Source organism: Pedobacter riviphilus, assembly GCF_014692875.1.
Classification (GTDB): Bacteria; Bacteroidota; Bacteroidia; order Sphingobacteriales; family Sphingobacteriaceae; genus Pedobacter; species Pedobacter riviphilus.
The window spans coordinates 2,282,046-2,303,491 of record NZ_CP061171.1; the positions used below are offsets into that span (position 1 = coordinate 2,282,046).

The 21,446-nt window shown below is 36.7% G+C and carries 20 protein-coding genes and 2 pseudogenes; 9 read left to right on the top strand and 13 right to left on the bottom strand.

All coding sequences use genetic code 11. The features are described 5' to 3' along the window. Nucleotides 1–98: 98 nt before the first annotated feature. The 4 genes from H9N25_RS09290 to H9N25_RS09305 all read right to left on the bottom strand — a co-directional run bounded on the left by H9N25_RS09290 (nt 99) and on the right by H9N25_RS09305 (nt 4,149). Nucleotides 99–1,373 carry an OmpA family protein gene (locus H9N25_RS09290; RefSeq protein ID WP_190328695.1) on the bottom strand — a complete coding sequence of 425 codons (1,275 nt, stop codon included), beginning with the start codon at nt 1,371–1,373 and terminating at the stop codon, nt 99–101. Between the two features lie 236 nt (nt 1,374–1,609). Further along, entirely contained in the window at nt 1,610–2,272 is a 663-nt protein-coding gene (locus tag H9N25_RS09295; RefSeq protein WP_190328696.1) for a YdeI/OmpD-associated family protein, read from the bottom strand. A gap of 93 nt (nt 2,273–2,365) precedes the next feature. Further along, nucleotides 2,366–2,896, bottom strand: a complete 531-nt coding sequence (locus tag H9N25_RS09300; RefSeq protein ID WP_190328697.1) for an RNA methyltransferase — start codon at nt 2,894–2,896, stop codon at nt 2,366–2,368. A 95-nt stretch (nt 2,897–2,991) separates the two neighbouring features. Beyond that, nucleotides 2,992–4,149 carry a galactokinase gene (locus H9N25_RS09305; protein WP_190328698.1) on the bottom strand — a complete coding sequence of 386 codons (1,158 nt, stop codon included), beginning with the start codon at nt 4,147–4,149 and terminating at the stop codon, nt 2,992–2,994. A 76-nt stretch (nt 4,150–4,225) separates the two neighbouring features. On the opposite strand from H9N25_RS09305, the pseudogene H9N25_RS09310 reads away from it, so the two are divergent. Then, nucleotides 4,226–5,274, top strand: a pseudogene (locus tag H9N25_RS09310) (aldose epimerase family protein). 3 nt (nt 5,275–5,277) lie between these two features. Continuing rightward, the gene (locus H9N25_RS09315) at nt 5,278–5,673 is read left to right on the top strand and encodes a DUF1398 domain-containing protein (RefSeq protein WP_190328699.1); all 396 of its coding nucleotides are present in this window, start codon (nt 5,278–5,280) and stop codon (nt 5,671–5,673) included. 166 nt (nt 5,674–5,839) lie between these two features. On the opposite strand, the gene H9N25_RS09320 is transcribed toward H9N25_RS09315, so the two are convergent. The 4 genes from H9N25_RS09320 to ribD form a co-directional block, all read right to left on the bottom strand. Beyond that, nucleotides 5,840–6,700, bottom strand: a complete 861-nt coding sequence (locus H9N25_RS09320) for a nucleoside phosphorylase (protein WP_190328700.1) — start codon at nt 6,698–6,700, stop codon at nt 5,840–5,842. A gap of 75 nt (nt 6,701–6,775) precedes the next feature. Next, a complete protein-coding gene (locus H9N25_RS09325) occupies nt 6,776–7,390 on the bottom strand; it encodes an IMPACT family protein (RefSeq protein WP_190328701.1) in 615 nt (204 codons plus the stop codon). Beyond that, complete coding sequence (locus tag H9N25_RS09330) at nt 7,377–8,246, bottom strand: DMT family transporter (protein ID WP_190328702.1); 870 nt, start codon at nt 8,244–8,246, stop codon at nt 7,377–7,379. The genes H9N25_RS09325 and H9N25_RS09330 overlap by 14 nt, the downstream gene beginning before the upstream one ends. Then, the gene (gene ribD, locus H9N25_RS09335) at nt 8,247–9,299 is read right to left on the bottom strand and encodes a bifunctional diaminohydroxyphosphoribosylaminopyrimidine deaminase/5-amino-6-(5-phosphoribosylamino)uracil reductase RibD (RefSeq protein WP_190328703.1); all 1,053 of its coding nucleotides are present in this window, start codon (nt 9,297–9,299) and stop codon (nt 8,247–8,249) included. Between the two features lie 44 nt (nt 9,300–9,343). Between ribD and prmC the strand changes: the two genes are divergently transcribed. Further along, the gene (prmC, locus tag H9N25_RS09340; protein WP_223833683.1) at nt 9,344–10,267 is read left to right on the top strand and encodes a peptide chain release factor N(5)-glutamine methyltransferase; all 924 of its coding nucleotides are present in this window, start codon (nt 9,344–9,346) and stop codon (nt 10,265–10,267) included. A gap of 120 nt (nt 10,268–10,387) precedes the next feature. On the opposite strand, the gene xerD is transcribed toward prmC, so the two are convergent. Continuing rightward, nucleotides 10,388–11,287, bottom strand: a complete 900-nt coding sequence (xerD, locus tag H9N25_RS09345; RefSeq protein ID WP_190328704.1) for a site-specific tyrosine recombinase XerD — start codon at nt 11,285–11,287, stop codon at nt 10,388–10,390. A 49-nt stretch (nt 11,288–11,336) separates the two neighbouring features. Between xerD and aroQ the strand changes: the two genes are divergently transcribed. Further along, entirely contained in the window at nt 11,337–11,753 is a 417-nt protein-coding gene (gene aroQ, locus H9N25_RS09350; RefSeq protein WP_190328705.1) for a type II 3-dehydroquinate dehydratase, read from the top strand. A gap of 155 nt (nt 11,754–11,908) precedes the next feature. Here the strand turns inward: aroQ and H9N25_RS09355 are convergent, their stop codons facing one another. Then, nucleotides 11,909–12,922, bottom strand: coding sequence for a glycosyltransferase family 2 protein (locus tag H9N25_RS09355; protein ID WP_190328706.1), 1,014 nt, complete (start codon nt 12,920–12,922; stop codon nt 11,909–11,911). Between the two features lie 6 nt (nt 12,923–12,928). Next, complete coding sequence (locus H9N25_RS09360; protein ID WP_190328707.1) at nt 12,929–13,801, bottom strand: lysophospholipid acyltransferase family protein; 873 nt, start codon at nt 13,799–13,801, stop codon at nt 12,929–12,931. A 39-nt stretch (nt 13,802–13,840) separates the two neighbouring features. On the opposite strand from H9N25_RS09360, the gene H9N25_RS25265 reads away from it, so the two are divergent. From H9N25_RS25265 to bioB, 5 genes and pseudogenes are all read left to right on the top strand, one after another. Beyond that, complete coding sequence (locus tag H9N25_RS25265; protein WP_330221096.1) at nt 13,841–14,236, top strand: WbqC family protein; 396 nt, start codon at nt 13,841–13,843, stop codon at nt 14,234–14,236. A 74-nt stretch (nt 14,237–14,310) separates the two neighbouring features. Further along, entirely contained in the window at nt 14,311–14,451 is a 141-nt protein-coding gene (locus H9N25_RS25270) for a WbqC family protein (RefSeq protein WP_330221108.1), read from the top strand. 3 nt (nt 14,452–14,454) lie between these two features. Next, nucleotides 14,455–15,576, top strand: coding sequence for a magnesium/cobalt transporter CorA (gene corA / locus H9N25_RS09370; protein ID WP_167294446.1), 1,122 nt, complete (start codon nt 14,455–14,457; stop codon nt 15,574–15,576). A 258-nt stretch (nt 15,577–15,834) separates the two neighbouring features. Beyond that, nucleotides 15,835–17,184, top strand: a complete 1,350-nt coding sequence (gene mgtE / locus H9N25_RS09375; protein ID WP_167294449.1) for a magnesium transporter — start codon at nt 15,835–15,837, stop codon at nt 17,182–17,184. Between the two features lie 111 nt (nt 17,185–17,295). Continuing rightward, a pseudogene (bioB, locus tag H9N25_RS09380) lies at nt 17,296–18,296 on the top strand (biotin synthase BioB). Between the two features lie 88 nt (nt 18,297–18,384). On the opposite strand, the gene H9N25_RS09385 reads toward bioB, so the two are convergent. After that, nucleotides 18,385–18,795 (bottom strand): organic hydroperoxide resistance protein, encoded by a 411-nt coding sequence (locus H9N25_RS09385; RefSeq protein WP_167294450.1) that lies wholly within the window; start codon nt 18,793–18,795, stop codon nt 18,385–18,387. A 107-nt stretch (nt 18,796–18,902) separates the two neighbouring features. Beyond that, nucleotides 18,903–21,020, bottom strand: coding sequence for an FUSC family protein (locus H9N25_RS09390; protein WP_223833684.1), 2,118 nt, complete (start codon nt 21,018–21,020; stop codon nt 18,903–18,905). Nucleotides 21,021–21,446 lie beyond the last annotated feature (426 nt).

Here is a 21,446-nt window from a genome sequence, read left to right on the forward strand (position 1 = left end):
GCATGATAGATGCTGAAACGAGCTCTGCATGACGCAACAACAAAAAAAGCTCCTCAGAATTAAATCTGAGGAGCTTTTCTGTTAACCGTTAATTCCGGTTAGTATAAAGTAAACTCTACACGACGGTTTTGCTGACGGCCAGCTGCAGTTTTGTTGGTTGCAATTGGTTGGTCAGGTCCGTAACCTGTAGCTTCGATTCTTGATGCATTTGCACCTTGAGATACTAAATAAGCTTTTACCGATTCGGCTCTGTCTTTAGATAAACGTAAGTTTAACTCTCTGCTACCAGTATTATCAGTATGACCAGCTAATTTTAAGCTAAAGTTTTTCTCTACCAATAAACCAGCAACGCGATTTAAAGTAGCATACGATTTAGAACGGATAGTCGATTTACCTAAATCGAACTCTAAGTTAGAAATTGCATCTCTAACCACTTTACGGTCAGCCTCGGTAATTACTTTGGTTTCTTTAATAATTTCGCGTTGAACTTTGATTGGGCAACCAGAACCATCAACAACTGTACCCGATGCAGTTCCAGGGCATTTATCAAATTTGTTTGCTACACCATCATTATCATCATCACCCAAATCTTTAGCATATTGTTCTCTATCACGTTGTGCATTTTGCTCAGCAGTTGATAGTGCTCTTCTTAATTCAGCACTTTCTTCAGCACTTTCTTTGCGTAAGTTTGCTAATGAGCTATAGTTTTGCAATTGAGGTTTGTCTTTACTGCCTAATGCAAATTCTACACCAGCATGCGCATAGGCAAATCTACTTTTCGGTAATGATTCAGGAGATTTAATGAAGTTAACGTCATAACCCAAATCAATATTTATTCCTTTCGCAACGCCTAATTTAACACCGGCACCCACTGGAATAAACCAACCTTCTCTGCCTTTACTTTCGCTAACAATTGCACCGCTTGTACTGTAATCAGACGACATATAACCTGCACCACCTTTTAAGTAGGGGATTAAAATTGCATTTTCGTTATTAATATTGATATTAGCAACGTTAAAAACAGCAGTTAAGGCGCCAGACCACTGAACACTCTGTTGAAAATCAGTAGTTCCGTTGGTTGATTTGATATCGCCTCTTAAAAAGTCAGCCTGCAAGCCTAAAGATGGTAAAATTTGTTTTCTAACATTTACTCCGTAACCGATACTTTTAAATTCTTTTGCTGTAACACTTCCAGAACCGAAAATAGTATTAGGAGAAAGTATGCCTCCATGTACACCTACGCTCCAGGTACGAAAAGATTTTTCTCCAAACCTAGAACCAGTTGTAGTAGTTGGCGTTTCCTGTGCAAATAATTGTGATGATAAACCTAATAAAGCAATCAACATTGTTGATTTAGTAATTTTTGTATTCATGTTTTTCTATTTTGTAAATATTAGTCTCTTAACAGTTTTTATATCATACTGTTTTGCATAGACTAAGAAAAAACCCTGCCAAAAGCATTATTTTTCTTACAAATAGCATATTATCAGAAGATTAGGAGGGTAAATTAATTTCACAAAAATATTACCATACAACTGAAATCGTGTTGGTTTTTGTATAGTATTCTATACAAAAATTTTAAAATAACTTTAATGTAGTAGTTTAAATTCTACTTGTCTGACGGATTTTTCTTATTACTCAATAACATCTCTAGTGTTTTTGCGAGCCTGCTTATACGCGTCTTTTCCTGTTTTGCAGATAAAAGCCAAAGTACGTATTCTTTCCTGTTGGTGTAAGCGAGTTGATTAAAGTAATCTAATGCTTTAGGATGGCTTTCCAAAAGGGTTTTTAAATCTTCAGGGACTTTAACGGTTTTATTCACCGGATCTATATATTCACCAAACTCGTTGGTTTTAATGTGATCGTTCCGCATTCCAGATGGCTTAACTTCTGTGATGCGCTTCAGCCGTAAGGCTGTCCAGGTTTCGTTTACTGCTGCCGATGCACATGGTGTTAAACCAAAAACATCCAGTTCTTCCCAGCTTTTCATTAGATCAAGATCGGATTTGATATTTGATGTTTTCTTCGGGTAGAATATCCAGATAATAGTCTTGGCATCAATATATTTAAGATTATTTTTAATCTGCTTATCGAGCTGATCTTTGTTTATGGTGAAAGCGATCAATACATTAAAAACAGCTTCTTCATTATATTTTATTACAATATCCAAAGGGATATCACCAAATATAGCACCCGCTTTCTCAGGAGCATTAACTACCTTAATCACATTACCAGGTTTTACCTGAAGTTTTTTTAAGAATAAATTTTCCATTTAATAAATAGTCTGAGATCCGAGGCCAGAAGATGATATTGCAAAAAAACGCGGTGTTCTCTGTGCTCTCCTTGATAAAAAAAGCTGGTTAAGTTACAACCTTAATTTAGCAAAGAAATCCCAAAAAACGATACCAGCAGAAATCACAATATTAAAAGAATGTTTAGTTCCAAACTGAGGGATTTCGATACATTCATCAATTTTGGCCATTACCTCATCGCTCACACCATCAACCTCATTTCCAAAAATCAATGCATATTTTTTGTTTGGATCGGGCTGAAAAGTGTTTAACATGGTACTATTTTCTGCTTGCTCAATAGCAACGATTTCATAACCTAAAGCTCTTAAGGCGTCAACAGCCTGTAACGTATCTGTATAATGTATCCAATCAACAGATTGTGTAGCGCCTAATGCTGTTTTTTCAATCTCACGGTGCGGTGGTTGGGCGGTTATACCACAAAGTATTACTTTTTCTAAAGCAAAGCCATCTGCGGTACGGAAAACCGAGCCTACATTGTGCATACTGCGAACATTATCCAAAACCACTACAACAGGTAGTTTTTCCTGTGTTTTAAAAGCTTCAATATCAGGACGGTTTAATTCGTCTAATTTTAATTTTCTCATTATTTTTAAAGTGATTACAGAGATGCAGGGATTACACCGATTACATTACATCTCGAATCTATGTTTATTCTTACCTAAACAGTAGGCTAGGGGTGTTAATCTGTTATTAAATACGGGCCGCTGCCAATTTCGCTAACGTAGATTGCAGCAGGATAGCCAATCTTTTCTACATAATAATCAGTTAAATGTTTTGCAAAGTCTTCTTCAAAGCCTTTCTCTAACAAAGCTATTGCACAACCACCAAATCCGGCACCCGTCATCCGCGCACCGATTACATGATTATACCCAGCGCAAAAATCAACTATCGTATCCAGTTCCTTTCCACTTACTTCGTATAATGTTCGCAAAGATTCATGAGAGGCATACATCAAACGGCCAAACGCTGTTAAGTCTCCTCCATTTAATGCTTTAGCCGCTAAATGAACCCTGTCATTCTCTTTAACGACATGTGTAGCACGGTTTAAAATAGTTTTATCGGTTATTACATGACTGTGCAGGGCAAATTTCTCAGCGGTTAATTCGCAAAGGTAATGAAGGCTTATTTCTTCGTTTAATAGTTTTAATGCTGTTTGACATTCTGCAACGCGCTCATTATATTTAGAATCGGATAATTCGCGCGACTTATTCGTATTGATGATCGCCAGCACATAATTGCCAAGGTCAATATCAACCATTTTGTATTTTAAGGTTTCACAATCTAAAACAATGGCTTTATCTTTTTCTCCAAAAGTAACTGCAAACTGGTCCATAATGCCCGAATTTAGACCGATAAAATCATTCTCAACGCGTTTAGCGATTTTAACAAGCGCCAATTTATCGTAACCCAGATTAAAATAGGTATTCAGTGCATAAGCAGTGGCTATTTCTATAGAAGCTGAAGAAGAAAGACCTGATCCGATTGGAATGTTTCCGTAGAAGAGAAAATCTAAGCCGTTAATTTCCTTACCATCTTTTATAAATTCGTTGATTACACCAATGGGGTAATTCGCCCAAAGGCTACCATCTTTTTCGTTTATGGTATTGCTTGGTACTGCTGTTTGAGCATCGAAGTTTAAACTTTTAAACCTAAATCTGCCATCGTTATTCGGGGCAATGGCTACCCATGTTCCTAAGGAGATGGCACAGGGCATAACCAAACCACCATTATAGTCAATATGCTCTCCAATGAGGTTAACCCGGCCAGGTGTAAAATAAATGGCATCAGCTTTTTTATGGTATTGCTCGGCAAATTTTTCCCGTAGGTTAATGTTCATTTGGCTAAAATATATTTATAAAAAGCATTAATAATAGTATGTTTGTTTAGGAAACAAAAGCCCTAAGTTACAATTTATGAGCATTCAGCAAATACCCACCGGAAAAATTATTGATGGCGAAGAAGTTATCGCAATCGAACTAACCAATAGCAAAGGCACTTATGTCAAAATATTTAATTATGGTACAATTATCAACAAATTTATAGTTAAGAATGCCAAAGGTGAAAAGCAGGATATCGTTCTTGGCTTCGATACATTTGACGAATACCTCAATCCAGCATATTTAGCAAACTACCCTTATTTTGGTGCTATAATTGGCCGATATGCCAATCGCATTAAAAATGGAAGACTCATTATTGATGATGAAACCTATCAGTTGGCACAAAATGCTGGTACCGACACGCTGCATGGTGGTATAGTAGGCTTTGACAAAAAAGTTTGGGATATTGTTGAAATTAATGATGGGGCACAACCTTCGGTTACCCTGCAATATGAAAGCGTAGACGGCGAGGAAAATTTTCCTGGAAACCTGGTTATTGATTTAACTTTCGAACTGACTGAAAATGATGAATTGATTTTAAGTTATGAAGCAGAAACAGATAAAGCTACAGCCATAAATTTAACACACCATAGTTATTTTAATCTGGCACCCGGAGGCGGAAATATCAAAAACCATAAACAGCAGATTTTCGCTTCAAACTATTTGGAGCAAGATGATAATTATTCGGTAACTGGTACATTAATTCCTGTTGAGGGTACACCTTTGGATTTTACCAAATCAAAAAAATAGGGCAGGATTGGAATGAAGATGAAGGCTATGATCAAACGTTCGTTTTAGATAAGATTTATGGCGATTTATCGCTGGCCAGTAAAACAATTGAGGATGAAAGCGGTTTAGTTCTAAGCGTATACACTACAGAACCGGTAGCCCATTTGTACACAGCGAAGTATTTAGGGGTAAAGAACGGTAAGGATGGAAAAGATTATGATAGTTATGGTGCCTTTTGTGTAGAAACACAACACCATCCAAATGCCATTAATATTCCGACATTTCCTAGTACCATTTTAAGACCGGATGACCTGTACACGCAAACAACAATTTACAAAGTTTCATTAAACAGATAAATTATGTTTACGATCGAAAACATCCGGGCAGCAGAATCAAAAATTAAAACTGGTGCAGATTTTCCTCATTTTATAAAAGAAATTAAGGAAATGGGTGTTAAGCGTAATGATGTTTATGTATCAAACGGCTTATCGATTTATTTTGATGATGAGGATAATGCTCAACAGGTGAGTCCTGATGCGTACCCAACGCTGATAGTTAATACAGAATCATCATCTGATAAACTCGCACACGCGTTGAAAATACACCAAAAAGGTGGAACAGATTATTTTACATTTTGCAAACAGGCAGCGGATGCGGGAGTAGAGAAATGGGTTACCGATCTGGACGAAATGACCTGTACTTATTTAGATGCTGACGGAAACGAACTGGTTAAAGAGACCATACCAACAATATAGTAAAACGCATAAAAAAGGCCCGAAATTTCGGGCCTTTTTTATTACGCTGCGATCGTTATCTAGACCGAAGTAAAACATAGTGAAGAGATCTATTAGTAAAATCTTTTTTTTCGATGTTAAACCATCGCTTTAAGATTGCTTAGTGCCTAGCAATAGCGATTTAGGGTTAAATCCTTTCCAACACCATTTTTATTGCTTGTTCTACAATTTTGTTTGGTTCTTTGCTAAATTCGAATTTTACACGGCTGGCTAAAATCGCGTTTATCGAAATTGCGTTGTGACCTAAAACTTTGGCCAAAGCATAAATTCCTGCGGTTTCCATTTCCAGATTGGTAATGCGATATTGATTGCTTTTAAAACTATTGATCAGGCCGATAAAATCGGGAACTGCATTTTTTGCACGCACAATTCTACCCTGTGGCGCATAAAAGCCAGGTGCAGTGATGGTTATACCTTTGGCCATATCTTTACCAATGGTATTTAATAGTGTTTCACTTGCAGCCGTTAAATAGGGGTTAATATTTTTAAGGTGACCAAAATAAGCCTTAATATCATCCATTAAAAGCTGTTCATCACCAGATAATTGTTGGAGATAATAATTCATTAAAGCATCCATTCCCAAGCCATAAGACGAAGCTAAAATGGTTCCCATCGGAATATCTGGTTGAACAGCACCAGAAGTACCCACTCTGATAATATTTAATGAGGTAAGCGCTGTTTTAATTTCACGGGTTTCAAAATTAATATTAACAAGTGCATCTAACTCATTAAAAACGATATCAATGTTATCCGTCCCAATACCTGTTGAGAGCACGGTGACACGTTTTTTGCCTACATAACCAGTGTGGGTAATAAATTCGCGCTTACCTTTTTTTAATTCTATTTTATCGAAATATTTGCTTACCTCGCCAACGCGGTCAGGATCGCCAACGGTAATTATCGTATCGGCAATATCCCCAGGCAAAAGGTTCAGGTGGTATATGCTGCCATCAGGATTGATGATTAAGTCGCTTTCGGATATTTTCATATTTGGTTTGTATTGATCTGCAAGTTTCGCTGACGAACATAGTTATACTTGCTTATTATATTATCAGCGTTTTTATTAAACAGTTTGCAGGTATTTTAATTTAACACCTTCAATTTTATCAAATTTACTTAAAACCTGATTGAGTTGTGCTTTTCTCACTTCAAATTTCAATATGCAGTCTGTATCAAATTGCTGGCCTAAGATCTGCAGATTTTCTTCTTTGCTTAACTTCATCACCTCGTTCATTTGCAGATATTCGAAATGCACTTCATAAACATCGTTAACTGTTTTGCTAATAATGGTAGACATCTTAATTGATGCTATACTAGCAGATTTATACGCATTAATTAAACCAGGAACACCTAATAATGTACCTCCAAAATAACGTACAACAACAATTAGGATATTGGTTAGATCTTCTGATAATAAACAGTTCAGAATCGGCCTGCCCGCTGTGCCCGAAGGTTCACCATCATCGTTAGCCCTAAAAACAGATCGATCGGGCGTGAGACGATAAGCATAACAAAAATGCCTCGCTTTGGTATGTTCTGCACGTAGATTGGCGATAAGTGGTTTTACTTCATCCTCACTGCGGATTGGGTAGGCATAGGCCATAAACTTGCTTCCCTTATCTCGAAATATACCTTCTGAAGTACTTTCGATGGTTTTATAAGAATCATCGAACAGCATTTTGCGACAGTGTAATGAAGATAACGGCTACAATCGCCAAAATTATACCTGCGTAATTTAATCTGCTCAACTTTTCTTTAAATGCGATTACCCCAATTAAGGTACCTGCAATAATTACCCCTAAATTCATAGCGGCAAAAACGGTAGATGGATTTTCTGCCAATGCTTTATGCGCTTTCATGTAAAAAAAGATATTCCCAAAATTGAAGAAGCCTAAAATGAATCCACACGCCACATTTACCAGTTGTATTTTTATTTTACCAGCCATTACCATCGAAATTACAATAAGTAACGAAACAATAAATGCCAGGCAAAAAACAGCAAAAAGCGAGGTGGTATAAGACAATTCTTTATATAATGCAATTTGTTTAAAAAGTACATCGATTACGCCAAAACCGACGAAAACCATCACAGGGTAAATTAGACCTTGTTTACTGGCTTCTTGATGATCTGATTTTCTAAGAAAAGTGAAGAAAATAGCCACAAAACCAATGGACAGGCCAATAATTTTTAGGTTATTAAAATCTTCTTTAAAGATAAAATAAGCAGCCAGTATCGGAATAAATAGTGACAAACGTTGGGCAATGTCGGTTTTAACGATGCCAAGGTTTTTTACTGATGCGGCAAGGAATAAAAATATCGACGGCAATAGAATAGCCAGCGTAATATAAATAGGCCATGGTGCAGCAGATGTGATCAGTTTAACATCAGGCTTAAAAAAAACAAAACATAAACTTAATGCAGCAAAGTAATTGACGGTAACGGCTTGAATAATACTGATTTGGTACCGTTTAGCCAGCTTTAATAAAACGGCTACGGTAACACTGCAGCAAATGCTTAAAATAATGTAAATCATTTATTTGATGTCGTTTAGATAGATAGAAAGTTTGTCATTTCCGATTTGCACTGTTTCCTCCAGATTGCCATTAATTTTTGGAGAAGAAATCCCATCGCTCCAACTGGTAGATGAAGTAAAAATACGCGCTTCATCCCATAGGTTAGTACTTAAAAATTGATTTAAAATATTAGCGCCCCCCTCAATAATGACCGATTGTATATCCATGAGGTAAAGCTGAAAAGCGATTTTTTGCGCTAAATAAAAGTGCATATCTTCCATCTGGATATAATGGATATTGTCAATTACATCAGTTTTAACCTCATTGAAGATAATGGTTTTTGCCTCTGAATTAAAGATGTGGTTCGTTACTGGCACCTGAAGGCTTTTATCGATTACCAAACGGATCGGGTTTTTACCCGGCCATTCTCGTGAAGTTAACTGTGGGTTATCCATTATGGCAGTTTGTTTGCCGATCAGGATTGCATCTTCCTCGCTACGCCATTGATGTGCCAAACGTTTAGCCAAAGCTCCACTGATCCATTTCTGGTGACCATCCTTTGTTGCGAAATAACCATTCACGGTTTCGGCCCATTTTAAAATGATATATGGCCTCTGTTTTTGTATCCTCGTAAAAAATCTTCTGTTAAAATTGCGGCATTCATCATCTAAAATCCCACTCACCACCTCAATTCCTGCATTTTTAAGTTTCTCGATCCCTTTACCGTCAACACCTGAAAAAGGGTCTCTATTGCCAATAACCACTTTCTTTAGCCTGTGTTTTACCAATAAATCGGCACAGGGCGGTGTTTTGCCAAAATGCGCGCAAGGCTCCAGGTTAACGTAAGCGGTAGCCTTTTTCAATAGATTTTCGGCCTCATTGCCATGTGTATCAAATACAGCTTTAATGGCATTGGGTTCGGCGTGCGATTTTCCATATTCCTGGTGATATCCTTCTCCAATAATTTTGCCGTCTACAACAATAACACAGCCAACCATTGGGTTCGGACTAACATTCCCCAAAGCTAATGCTGCTAAATCAATACAACGGTTTATATAAAATTCATCGCTCATTAAGGCAAAAGTAGTAAAAAAAGAGTCATGGCCTTATCAAAAGCGTGCTGTTATCATCTCAAATAAGTAATTTTGTGCATATGAAGATAGGAGAACTAGCGGACCATTACGAACTCGAACTTGAGCCTTTTTACGATAATAATGAAGCAAAAGCAATATTTAGTATTGCTGCCGAGAAGGTTTTGGCTTTATCTTCTGCTAAACTGATCATGCAAAAAGATATCGATGTCAGTTTTATCAACATGCAAAAACTTTTGAGTATCCTTAACGATTTGCAGATCGGGAAACCAATTCAACACATTTTAGAGGAGGCTCATTTTTACGGCGCTGTTTTTTGTGTTAATGAACATGTGCTTATTCCTAGACCAGAAACTGAAGAATTGGTTGATTGGATCATTTCAGATAACAGTTCGCAGTTTTCAGTCAACACTAACCATAAAATCAGTATTCTTGATATTGGAACCGGCTCTGGGTGCATTCCCATCACACTTAAAAAACATTTGCCAAAAGCTGAAGTAGCTACATTGGATGTTTCTCCTAATGCCATCGCCGTAGCCAAAGAAAATGCGGAACAGATCAACGTGAAGATCAAATTTATTGAAGCAGATATTTTGACTTTCAAATCTGAAGAAAAGTTTGATATCATTGTAAGTAATCCTCCTTATATCAGAGATTTAGAGAAAGTAGATATGCATAATAATGTATTGGTTTACGAACCCCATTTAGCATTATTTGTTCGCGATGAAAACCCGTTAATATTTTATAAAGCCATCGCTGACTTTGCGAGAACAAACTTAACACCTAATGGACAACTTTATTTCGAGATTAATGAGTATTTAGGTAAAGAAACGATTGATATGTTAGCTGCTAAAGGATTTATTGATATTGAGTTAAGAAAAGATATGCAAGAGAAGGATCGGATGGTTAAAGCTGGAAGTCCGATGTCAGAGATCAAGAGTCGGAAGTAACCTAGCTTTGGTATGGGACTTTCTTCGTTCGTCCTCCTGAACTTGTTTCAGGATCTATAATTGAAGGAATGCCGCATCTGCGTATTACATTAAAGATGCTTTAGTCTTTCTGCGCTTCAATTAAGCCCTTGGATGAAACTGTGTAATTACCTCTCTTAAATAATCGCGATCGATGTGGGTATAAATTTCTGTGGTGGTAATGCTCGAGTGGCCAAGCATTTCCTGTACGGCGCGTAAATCAGCCCCACCTTCAATTAAATGTGTAGCGAACGAATGCCTTAAGGTATGAGGACTTATTGTTTTCTTTAATCCCGTAGATATAGCCAGGCTTTTAATCAGGTTAAAAATCGAGATACGGGAAAGTTTAGCGCCAAACCGATTCAAAAAAATAAAATCTTCGTTTCCTTTTTTAATATTAGCATGTACCCGAACTTCATTAATGTAAATATCGAGCAGTTTTAAGGCCACGCTTCCGATGGGCACTAAACGCTCTTTATTTCCTTTTCCAATTATCTTTATAAATTCGATCTTTGGGTACAGATTTGATATTCTTAATTCGGTTAATTCAGTTACCCGTAAACCGCAGCCATACAAAACCTCCATAATGGCTTTATTACGCATTCCATCGGGTTTTGAAGCATCTATAGCAGCTATAAGTTCATTAATCTCATAAATATTCAAAGTATCAGGTAATTTTCTACTGAGTTTTGGTGCATCAAGTAATGTTGTAGGATCATTTGAAATCACATCTTCTAGCATTAAATAAGCAAAGAAAGCTTTTAGTCCTGATATTACCCGAGCCTGTGTACTGGCTTGCATACCTAGCTCATTCAGCCATGAGATAAAGGCTTTCAGATCAGTTATACTAATGTCGGTTAACAAGGGCGCTTTATTCAAAGATTTAAAATACTGGATCAATTTATCAATATCGCTCAGATAAGCATCAACAGAATTGCCAGATAACGACCGCTCTAACTTTAAATACGATTTAAATCCTTTAATATATGATGGCCAAAGCATGTTTTTATTTGAGATTTTTTATAACATTGCAACGTTACAACATTATATTATGAAAATACAAATTATTAACGGGCCAAACTTAAACTTATTAGGTGTACGCGAACCATCTATTTACGGAAACACCAGTATTGAAGATTATATTAAAGAATTAAAAACGGTTTACCCAAATATCGAAATTGAATACTATCAGAGTAATGTTGAGGGCGAAATTATTAATAAACTGCATGAAGTGGGTTTTAGTTATGATGGGGTAGTGCTAAATGCTGGCGGTTATACACACACTTCAGTTGCCATTGCTGATGCGATTGCAGCTATTAAAACTCCAGTAGTAGAGGTACATATATCTAATATTTATGCCCGTGAAGAATACCGTCACGTTTCTTTAACTGGTAAAAACTGTCAAGGTGTTTTAACGGGATTTGGTATAAAAGGGTATCGCTTGGCTATCGAAAGTTTATTGATTTAATTTGATCTACTCTGGTATTACTTCTGTCAGATGGCAGCATCTGACTGCATTCCAATTAAAGTTCAAAAAGATTGGTCGTCATTCTCGTGCAAACGGGAATCTTAAAGCTCATGTAATTTGATTCCCAATCGAGCTTGGAATGACGATTCGCTATTTTACTTCAAATTCGAAAAATATTTAATTTTCTTAATAAAAAATGCCCAAACAACGCTATTGTTATATACTCCTGTATGTTGGCTATATGTTTTTTGAACAGCTTTCCGTTTTTTATTTGTTTTAGAAAGTGATTTTAGAAAATGCCAGTGGCCTTTGCTTACTGCCATTGTAAATTTAGGCTTTCCGGTAAGCAAAAAATGCCACCATGCAATAAAATCAATAAACATCCTGATTGTTATTCTGAAAATGGCATCACCGGCAGGTAAATTTTTCTGCATGATGATCAGGTTGTTTCTGAAATTGAGATAAGTTTTAAATGGATTCTCTGTTTGTAGTGTTCCACCGCCAACATGATAAACTTCGGCATCCGGACAGTACATAATCTTGTAATTCAGGTTCTTTAAACGCCAGCACAGATCTATTTCCTCCATATGCGCAAAAAGATCTGCATCTAAGCCACCCGTTTCTCGCCAACATTTGCTTTTAATAAAAAATGCCGCTCCACTTGCCCAAAAAACTTCGATTGTATCATTGTACTGACCATAGTCAAACTCATATACATTAAACAGCCTGCCACGACAGAAAGGAAAAGAATAGATATCCAGATACCCCCCGGCTGCACCAGCATACTCAAATTGTTTTTTGTTTAACTGCCATTTAATTTTAGGTTGCGCCGCAGCAATCTGTGTATCGCTTTCCATCAAATCGATCACAGGCTTTATCCAATTGGGGGTTACCTCTACATCCGAATTGAGCAGTATAAAATAATCAGCCTCAACGCGTTCTAAAACCTTGTTGTAGCCTCCTGCAAAACCATAATTCTGGTCGTTCAGTATAATTTTAACAGTAGGGAAGTTTTCTTGTAAAAATGAAACAGAATCATCAGTAGAGGCATTATCGCCCACTACAATTTGGAGATTATCATACGCAGAAAGCAAAATTCCAGGTAAAAATTGCTTTAAATATGCTTTTCCATTCCAGTTTAAAATTACAACAGCTACAGATGGGTTCATTCTTTTTTATTCGGGTTTAAATTTCCAGCGCTTATGGCTCCAAAGCCAATATTGCGGCTGTTCTTTAATAATATTTTCTAAAAACTTAAAGTGCAGATCAGTAATCTCGAATTCATGCATTCGTTCCGGATCCAGGCACATGGGCAAAACTTCTATATGGTAGTAGCCCTTTTTAACTACATTAACTTTAAAATAATATATTGGTCTTTTAGTAGATTTTGCAATTTTTTCTACGCCTAAAAGCGCTGCAGTAGGTTGATGCAGAAAATCTACAAAATATTTGGTTTCTTCTCTGGTAGGTGATTGGTCGCTCGCAAAACATAAAAGTGTTGGTATGTTTTTATAAGCGGCTATCCCGCGCAACGTTTGCCGCATAGGCATAAAAATATTTCCATACTTGGTCCGCAAACAATCAAACCAGGTTTCGAAAATTTTATTTTTGATGGGTTTAAAAATAACCATAGTTTTGGCTGATATGCTCAGGCCAAGCGCTAATGTGCCTAATTCCCAGTTGCCATAATGGCCGGTACAGGCTAATACACTTTCTCCTGTTTTAAAATGAGTCTCCAGTTGTTCCAAACCAGTAAACTTTACCCTTTTTAAGATTTCAGCTTTCGAAATACTGGTCATTTTAATAATTTCGAAGATAAGTTCAGCCAAATACAGGAAGAATTTTTTCTCTATAACCTTAATTTCGGCTGAAGACTTTTCAGGAAAAGAAAGGGTTAAATTCTGTCTGACAACTTTTTTTCGATAGCCTATTACGTAATAAAGCAGATAATATAGTAATCTTGCAAAAAAAAAGAGCAGAGATAAAGGCAGCAGCGATAACAGGTATAAAAAAAATACGCCAACGTGCGCAATCCCTCTTTTAATCATTATTTTTAAAACGTTTCAACTACAAACATAAATTTTCAAATGCAGAATACAGCTATACTTCCATTATTTTATCTTCCACCAGTGGGCTATTTTAGTTTATTACAAAAACTGGGAGAGGATTTTTTAATTGAAAAACACGAGCATTTAGCGAAGCAGACTTATCGTAACAGAGCCAGTATTTATTCGCCCAATGGAAAACTGGATATTACCGTTCCAGTGGTTAAAGGCTCAAAAACACACACGCAAATGAAAGATGTACGGATTAGTTATGATTTTAAATGGCAACGTTTACATTGGATGAGCTTAGAAAGTTGCTATAGAAGTTCGGCCTATTTTGAGTTTTATGAAGATGAACTTTCGCGATTTTATAATCAAAAATTCGAATTCCTTTTCGATTATAACCTCGAATTGGTAGAATGGCTCTCCAAAAGTTAAAGCTTAATAAAAGCTTCGGAGTTACCACCGAATATTTTGATAATATTGCTCCCGAGCTTGATTTTCGTACTAGTATGAATCCTAAAAAAGAGGAAGATATTGTAAAAAATAAGCCATATTATCAGGTTTTTGAAGATAGACATCAATTTTTACCCAACTTAAGTATTGTTGATTTGTTGTTTAACCAGGGTCCGCAAGCCCGGCTATATTTATAAAGTATGGGAAAAAACAAACCGCGTAACCGCCATAAGCACTATAAAGTTCCAGCCCCAGGTACCAGTCCGGGTTTATACACTATTGATGAAGAAGCATTAAAACCAATTATTGTACTTCATATTTATAACGATAAGAGTTATAAAAAAGTGGAATTGGAAAACATTAATAATATTGATAAACTGATTGAAAATAAGGATTTTTGTTATTGGTTTGATATTAAAGGACTGGCAGATCCTAATATATTCGAAACACTTTATTCAAAATTAGGTATCAGCAGGCTTGTATTAGAAGATATTACCAGTTCTTACCAGCGACCCAAGCTAGATGAATATGATAATGACAAGTACATTTTTGCAGTGAGCAGGCATCTGTTTTTAAATGAGGAGAATATTTTAAATAATGATCAGGTCTCTTTTATCCTCTCTGAACGTACATTGATTACCTTTCAGGAAACTTATGCCGATTGTTTTGAGCCTGTAAGAAAACGATTGGAAATAGGGAAGGGGAACATCCGTATTGGCGGCATTAGTTATCTGATGTATGCCATTATGGATGTAATTGTAGATAATTATTTCGCCTTATTAAATTTTTGGGGTGAAGAATTAGATGCAATTGAAGACCGCTTATATGATCAGCCTGATAAAAGGATCATGTATGATACACAAGCCATTAAAAGATCGTTGATCATGATCCGAAAAGTAGCCTGGCCAGAAAGAGATAAACTTAACGATATTATCCGCACCGATAGCCCGTTAATATCCGACCTGACCAAAACTTACATGAAGGATGCTTACGATCATTGTATCCAGATTATTGATTTCATTGAATCCCTAAAAGAGATTGCATCGGCCAATATTGATATGAATTTATCCATTATCAGTAACCGGATGAACGAAATCATGAAGGTTTTGACCATCATTTCGTCCATATTTATTCCATTAACCTTTATTGCAGGGATTTATGGGATGAACTTTAGTCGGGAAGACCCTACAACCGGAAAGATATTGAAAGATAACATGCCAGAATTATATGCCGAACATGGTTATTTATACACCTGGATTGTAATGGCTGTGATTGCGGTTTTACAAGTGATTTATTTTTGGCGTAAAGGTTGGTTTAAATAGTACTTCATTCTTATTAAGAATGCGTTTCAAGGATGTTTTAACCTACATTCGTCAGCTTTACCAGTAGCAAAGCGGAAAGCAACGAAGTAAACCGAGCCTTAAGCGAGCTTACCGCAGGTAATTTATTTCAGGGTCTATTCTGTAGAAAAATGCTGAAACAAGTTCAGCATGACGAGGGTAAGAAAGGTTAAACAGAAATTTTAATAAAAATCAACTTTTAATATTTGTAGCTTTAGGGCGTTTATGGTTAGGTTATAGATGCAGTCATTCGAAATAGATAAAAGCGACGTACTCAAGGTTAAAAATGCAATTTTAGCTGGCGATGAAACTTTAAAAGTAGTTTTAGAGGAGTATCATGCCTCAGAAATCGCGATTTTGTTTGAGCGTTTGGATAAATCCGAACAACAGCATATTATCAACCTGCTTCCTGCAGAAATAGCATCTGAGATTATTTCCGAGATGGATGAAGAGTCCCATCCCGAGGATTTACTTTTTCAGCTTCACCCTGATAAACGCACTGAGATAGTTGAAGAACTGGATTATGATGATGCAACAGACATTATATCTCAGCTGGAAGATCATGAACAGAATGAAATCTTAGAGGACCTTACCGAAGATCATGCTTCAGAAATCAGGAACCTTTTAACCTACGACGAAAAAACTGCTGGTGGTTTGATGAACACAGAACTGATCTGTGTAAACATAAACCTCACCAAAAAAGATGCAATTGACGAGATTATCCGCCAGAGCGAAGAAATGGAAGAGTTTTATACCATTTACGTAGTTGATGACGAGGAGATTTTTAAAGGTATAGTTTCGTTAAAAGATATCATTAAAGCAAAACACAATGCCAAGATAACAGAGTTGGTTAAGGTCGATGCCGTTTATGTACATCCTGATACCGATCAGGAAGAAGTAGCCAACCTGATTTCGCAGTATAACTTAACCAGTATTCCGGTAATAGATGATCATCAAAAATTACTCGGAAGGGTAACTTTCGATGATGTGATCGATGTAATGGAAGCAGAAAGTACAGAAGATATCTTAAAAATTTCGGGGGTATCAGAAGATGAGGAGTTGAGTGGTAACTGGGTAGAAGCCGTAAAATCACGTTTACCTTGGCTAATTATCAATTTGGGCACAGCTTTCTTAGCATCATCTGTAGTGCGTTACTTCGATCCGACGATTAAACTAATTCCTTCTTTAGCAGCCTATATGACAATTATTGCTGGGATGGGCGGCAATGCTGCTACCCAGGCACTTGCAGTAACGGTAAGGCGTATTTCGTTATATGATTTAACAGATAAACAGGCTTACAGGACCGTTTTAAAAGAATTTACCGTAGGCTTAATTAATGGTGCAGCTAACGGATTAATTGTATTTATTTTTGCCTTCTTTTTCGACGGAAACCCAATGCTCGGTTTGGTTATCTTCCTGGCTATGACAGGTAATTTGATTATTGCGGGCATTACCGGTGCAGGTATTCCACTTATTTTAAAACGCGTAGGTATCGACCCCGCCATTGCATCATCTATAATTATTACTACTTTTACCGATGTTTTTGGTTTCCTATTAATTTTAGGGCTGGCCAGCAAACTTTTATTATAATCAGGATTTACTTGATTTAGAATTCCAAGATTTAACGCTTGCAAAACTAAATTGAGCACCTGTAAATTGAACTAATACTACAATATATTAAATCTGCAAAATCTGATCCCGATGCAAAAAACAAGACACGATTGGACAAAAGAAGAAATACACGAAATTTATAATAGACCATTTTTAGATCTGGTTTATGAAGCCGCAACCATCCACAGAGAAAATAAAGATTATAATGAAGTTCAGGTAAGTTCATTGATTTCGATTAAAACTGGTGGCTGTGCCGAAGATTGCAGTTACTGCCCTCAAGCGGCACGTTACCATACCGATTTAGAGGTACAGCCATTAATGCAGGTTGGGCAGGTTGTTAGTGCTGCTGTTAAAGCAAAAGAGGGGGAGCATCACGTTTATGTATGGGTGCCGCATGGCGCGAAGTACGCGATAACCGCGATTTTGACCGTGTGATTGAAATGGTGAAAGCTGTGAATGATATGGATATGGAGGTTTGCTGTACATTAGGTATGCTTACCGAAAACCAGGCACAACGTTTAGCTGATGCTGGTTTATATGCGTACAATCATAACATCGATACTTCTGAAGATGATTATAAACGTATTATTTCGACCAGAACTTACGATGATCGTTTAAATACCATTAAAAACGTGCGTAAAGCCAAATTAACGGTATGCAGTGGTGGTATTATCGGTTTAGGTGAAACTGTAGAAGACCGTGTTTCGATGTTACAGACTTTATCAAACATGGAAAAACATCCTGAATCAGTTCCGGTTAATGCTTTAGTACCGGTAAAAGGAACACCTTTAGAAAATCAACCGCGCGTTCCAATATGGGATATGGTAAGGATGATTGCTACAGCACGTATCGTAATGCCAAACTCGGTGGTACGTTTATCTGCTGGTAGAAATGAAATGAGTACACTGGAGCAGGCTTTTTGCTTTATGGCAGGTGCAAGTTCCATTTTCGCGGGCGATAAATTATTAACCACGCCAAATCCTGCATTTATTGATGATATGGCCATGTTTGAATTGTTGGGACTAAAAACCCGCGATGCCTTTAAAAATGGCAGACCCGCAAATACAAGAATTGAACAAGAAGCTGTTTAATCAGAAAATATAATCAATAAAAAAGTCCCGAAAAAATCGGGACTTTTTTTGTTTCGGGGCATCAGCAATTTTTAAGCCAGGTGCCTTGCTATACCGCAGTAACCCTTACCTCGATATTTCCTCTGGTTGCTTTAGAATATGGACAGGCTCTATGCGCTTTATCAGCCAAAGCTTGTGCTTCCTCATGCGAAATACCTGGAATATGAACGTCCAGATCTGCTGAAAGTACGAAAGCATTTCCGTCTTTATTAAAAGAAACCAAAACCTTCACGTTTGCTTCGCTAACATCAATACCTTCACGCGCTGCTACACCGCCTAACGCACCCAAATAACATGGTCCCCAGGCAGCAGCAAACAATTCTTCAGGATTTGTAGCACCACCTTGTCCGCCAAGTTCTTTTGGTTTTCTTAAATCGAAATCTAAAATTCCATCACTAGATTTAATGTGTCCGTCTCTTCCACCAGTAGCTGTAACTTCAGCTGTATATAGCTTTTCCATAATGTTTTCTTAATATGGATACTTAACAATTTTTAGTGGCCTTTGTTTTTATGATGGTTTAAATCTTGAATTAATGCAGACAGATTACTTGCGTAATAAAGTCTGATCTAAATCTTGATTTTCACTAGTAGCTTATAAATATCGTAAGCTACCTTCTGGATAAGATCGAATTGCTCTGGTACCAAATCTTCACCTTTTTTTATCACTAAACCATTATCATTTAGCCTGATTAATGGCACATTATCTATTGTACCGGTTCCTTGCTCCAGATTATCAATAGAGGTATCCAATAAATAATTGGTGTTATTGGCAATCGGCTTTAGCGCATCGAAACTCTCGAAGATAAATTGATGTTCCTTATTGTAGAGCGAAAGTGTTGCAATATAAGAAGACAATAAATGGCTGAGCGCAGTAAACTGATGCACCTCTTTAATAAACAACTGTTTGCTTTTTGGTTCAGAAAACATTCTTTGAAACAGGGAAGCCAAATTTGCCGTACTTACATACACTTCTTTTCTCGCCAGTTTATATTCTGTTTTGTCGTAATTTTTCTCAAAATACAGCTTAATCACTTGCTCGTAATATGCCTTATTTGCTTTTAAGATATCAATCATGGCCTCTTTAAGCTTTTCATACTCCCAAGTCGGAAATAAAGAATAACTGGCCAATAACGCAATGCCTGAGCCAATAAAAGTATCATAAATCCTTTCACGTGCCAGCGCGATCGATCCCATACCCAGAAAATCGAATAGGATTAAGATATACGGCGTCATAAAGAGTACACTTACTACATAATTTTTCCTTTGGAAACTATAACAGCCAATCATGCATATTAGTAAGATCACAAATAAAGTATTCCGATCGTGGATGTAAGTAATTACGCCCATGCCAATAAACGCCCCAACTGTGGTGCCGATTAAACGCTGATAATTACGTTCTTTGGTTAAACTAAATCCTGGTTTCGAAATAACCAGAATGGTGAGGAGAATCCAGTAACTGTGCGAGAAATTGAGCATTTGAGCAACTATAAAACCCAAAAGCATTACCACTGTAACCCGTAACGAATGCCTGAAAGTAGAAGAGGTATACGTTAAATTCTCTGTAAACAATTTAAAATCGAATTTTTGTCTGGTGATAAATTTTTCTGTATCTACCTCGGCCTGTCTAATATCTTTGCTATTTCTGATTTTAAAATAACTAAAGATGGTTTTAACCCTTGCCAATATGTTTTCGATGTTTACCTCAATATTTTTTAGGGCAATAATGCCCAGGGTATTGTACTCCTGGTTTTGATTATTCCTTTCCAGATCGTTGATTTTGATCTTTAATCTTTCGATCTCAATCAATAAACGTTTTGAAACAACAGGTGTTCCACCGCTTTTTAATGCAAATGCAATATCATCAAGCGCATAAGAAATCCGCTTAATGGCCATTTCATAATCTGATAATATACCCACTTTATCAAACTGATCATGCAGTTGCTGGTAATGATAATAGGTAGACATTACCTGCTCAAACAGGTCGACCATATCTACAAATACCAATAACAAAAATCTACCCTCAGGAGTAGAATCTCTTACGATTTCGCGGGTTCTGAATAGTAATTCCCTTACGGCATCTTGTTTTTCGTGAACAGAAACCTGAAGTTGTAACAGATCTGAATAAGTTTTATCGTAATTGTTATTTTGGTGATAAAACTTAGCTTTTTCGCGCAGAAATTCTGCAACTTCTAAAATAGAATCGCTTAACGATTGCTGTACCAAACGAAAAGGACGTAACCGATATACAAAATAACTTAAACCAGTATACCATAAGCTTCCGGCCAGTACCATAATCGCATATAACAATACATCCTGCCAAGGGCGGATATCATCAATGCTCAAAACCATAATCAGCAGAACGGCAGTGCCAACCGATGCAGCCCTGATGCCATAGATGTAAAACATCGAAAACACAAAACTTGATATGGCCAATAAAAAGCCGATAAAATAGTGGTTTTTGTTGGTTAGGCCTGTTATGATAGAGAAGGTAAAGATGAGCACAGAGGTAATTAACATGGCGTTTCTTCGGTGCACCATTGGCCCCGGACTATCTACCACGCTTACACATAAAGCGCCTAACGATAAAGTCATCCCATACTTTAACATGCCAAACTGGGCAAAAATTAAGGAGGGGAGCAGTACGCCAATAGTAATGCGGAGACCATCAGCAAAATACGTACTCAATAAAAAGTCCTGTATATTTCGAACGGGTTGCCTCATCTGCATGTTACAAAAATAACATAATAGTGATGTTTTTTGTTGCGATTAAAATTAAGTTTTTTGCTTTTTTTAAAAATTTAAGCAGAAAACAGGTAATAAATTGATTGACAAAATATTATGAATTGTTTATAAATATGATTCCCTAAAATGTTAATAAAGTTGAATAAACAGGAAATACTAAATAAAAATGGCTATTTCAATAATTCAACATGTTGATAACCAATACTTTTAAGTGGATAACTTTGTTCATAAAAACGTTTATTTTTTGCTTGGAAAATCTGTGTTTATGCACTAAATTAGATTATATCAAATACGAAGTACTTTGAATTCTGATAAAACGAGCCAAAAGAGATAAGGAACCGAAAGGGAAATTGTTTCGGAGCGTTTACA

Bases quoted from the DNA above. Each gene is read 5' to 3' on its own strand.
- H9N25_RS09305 (WP_190328698.1), bottom strand. From the start codon at position 4,149: ATGAACATTAACCTACGGGAAAAATTTGCCGAGCAATACCATAAAAAA.
- aroQ (WP_190328705.1), top strand. From the start codon at position 11,337: ATGAAAATACAAATTATTAACGGGCCAAACTTAAACTTATTAGGTGTA.
- H9N25_RS25270 (WP_330221108.1), top strand. From the start codon at position 14,311: ATGAATCCTAAAAAAGAGGAAGATATTGTAAAAAATAAGCCATATTAT.
- mgtE (WP_167294449.1), top strand. From the start codon at position 15,835: ATGCAGTCATTCGAAATAGATAAAAGCGACGTACTCAAGGTTAAAAAT.
- H9N25_RS25265 (WP_330221096.1), top strand. From the start codon at position 13,841: ATGCAGAATACAGCTATACTTCCATTATTTTATCTTCCACCAGTGGGC.
- H9N25_RS09315 (WP_190328699.1), top strand. From the start codon at position 5,278: ATGTTTACGATCGAAAACATCCGGGCAGCAGAATCAAAAATTAAAACT.
- corA (WP_167294446.1), top strand. From the start codon at position 14,455: ATGGGAAAAAACAAACCGCGTAACCGCCATAAGCACTATAAAGTTCCA.
- H9N25_RS09385 (WP_167294450.1), bottom strand. From the start codon at position 18,795: ATGGAAAAGCTATATACAGCTGAAGTTACAGCTACTGGTGGAAGAGAC.
- H9N25_RS09295 (WP_190328696.1), bottom strand. From the start codon at position 2,272: ATGGAAAATTTATTCTTAAAAAAACTTCAGGTAAAACCTGGTAATGTG.
- H9N25_RS09290 (WP_190328695.1), bottom strand. From the start codon at position 1,373: ATGAATACAAAAATTACTAAATCAACAATGTTGATTGCTTTATTAGGT.
- xerD (WP_190328704.1), bottom strand. From the start codon at position 11,287: ATGCTTTGGCCATCATATATTAAAGGATTTAAATCGTATTTAAAGTTA.
- ribD (WP_190328703.1), bottom strand. From the start codon at position 9,299: ATGAGCGATGAATTTTATATAAACCGTTGTATTGATTTAGCAGCATTA.
- H9N25_RS09325 (WP_190328701.1), bottom strand. From the start codon at position 7,390: ATGCTGTTCGATGATTCTTATAAAACCATCGAAAGTACTTCAGAAGGT.
- H9N25_RS09330 (WP_190328702.1), bottom strand. From the start codon at position 8,246: ATGATTTACATTATTTTAAGCATTTGCTGCAGTGTTACCGTAGCCGTT.
- H9N25_RS09320 (WP_190328700.1), bottom strand. From the start codon at position 6,700: ATGAAAATATCCGAAAGCGACTTAATCATCAATCCTGATGGCAGCATA.
- H9N25_RS09355 (WP_190328706.1), bottom strand. From the start codon at position 12,922: ATGAACCCATCTGTAGCTGTTGTAATTTTAAACTGGAATGGAAAAGCA.
- H9N25_RS09360 (WP_190328707.1), bottom strand. From the start codon at position 13,801: ATGATTAAAAGAGGGATTGCGCACGTTGGCGTATTTTTTTTATACCTG.
- H9N25_RS09300 (WP_190328697.1), bottom strand. From the start codon at position 2,896: ATGAGAAAATTAAAATTAGACGAATTAAACCGTCCTGATATTGAAGCT.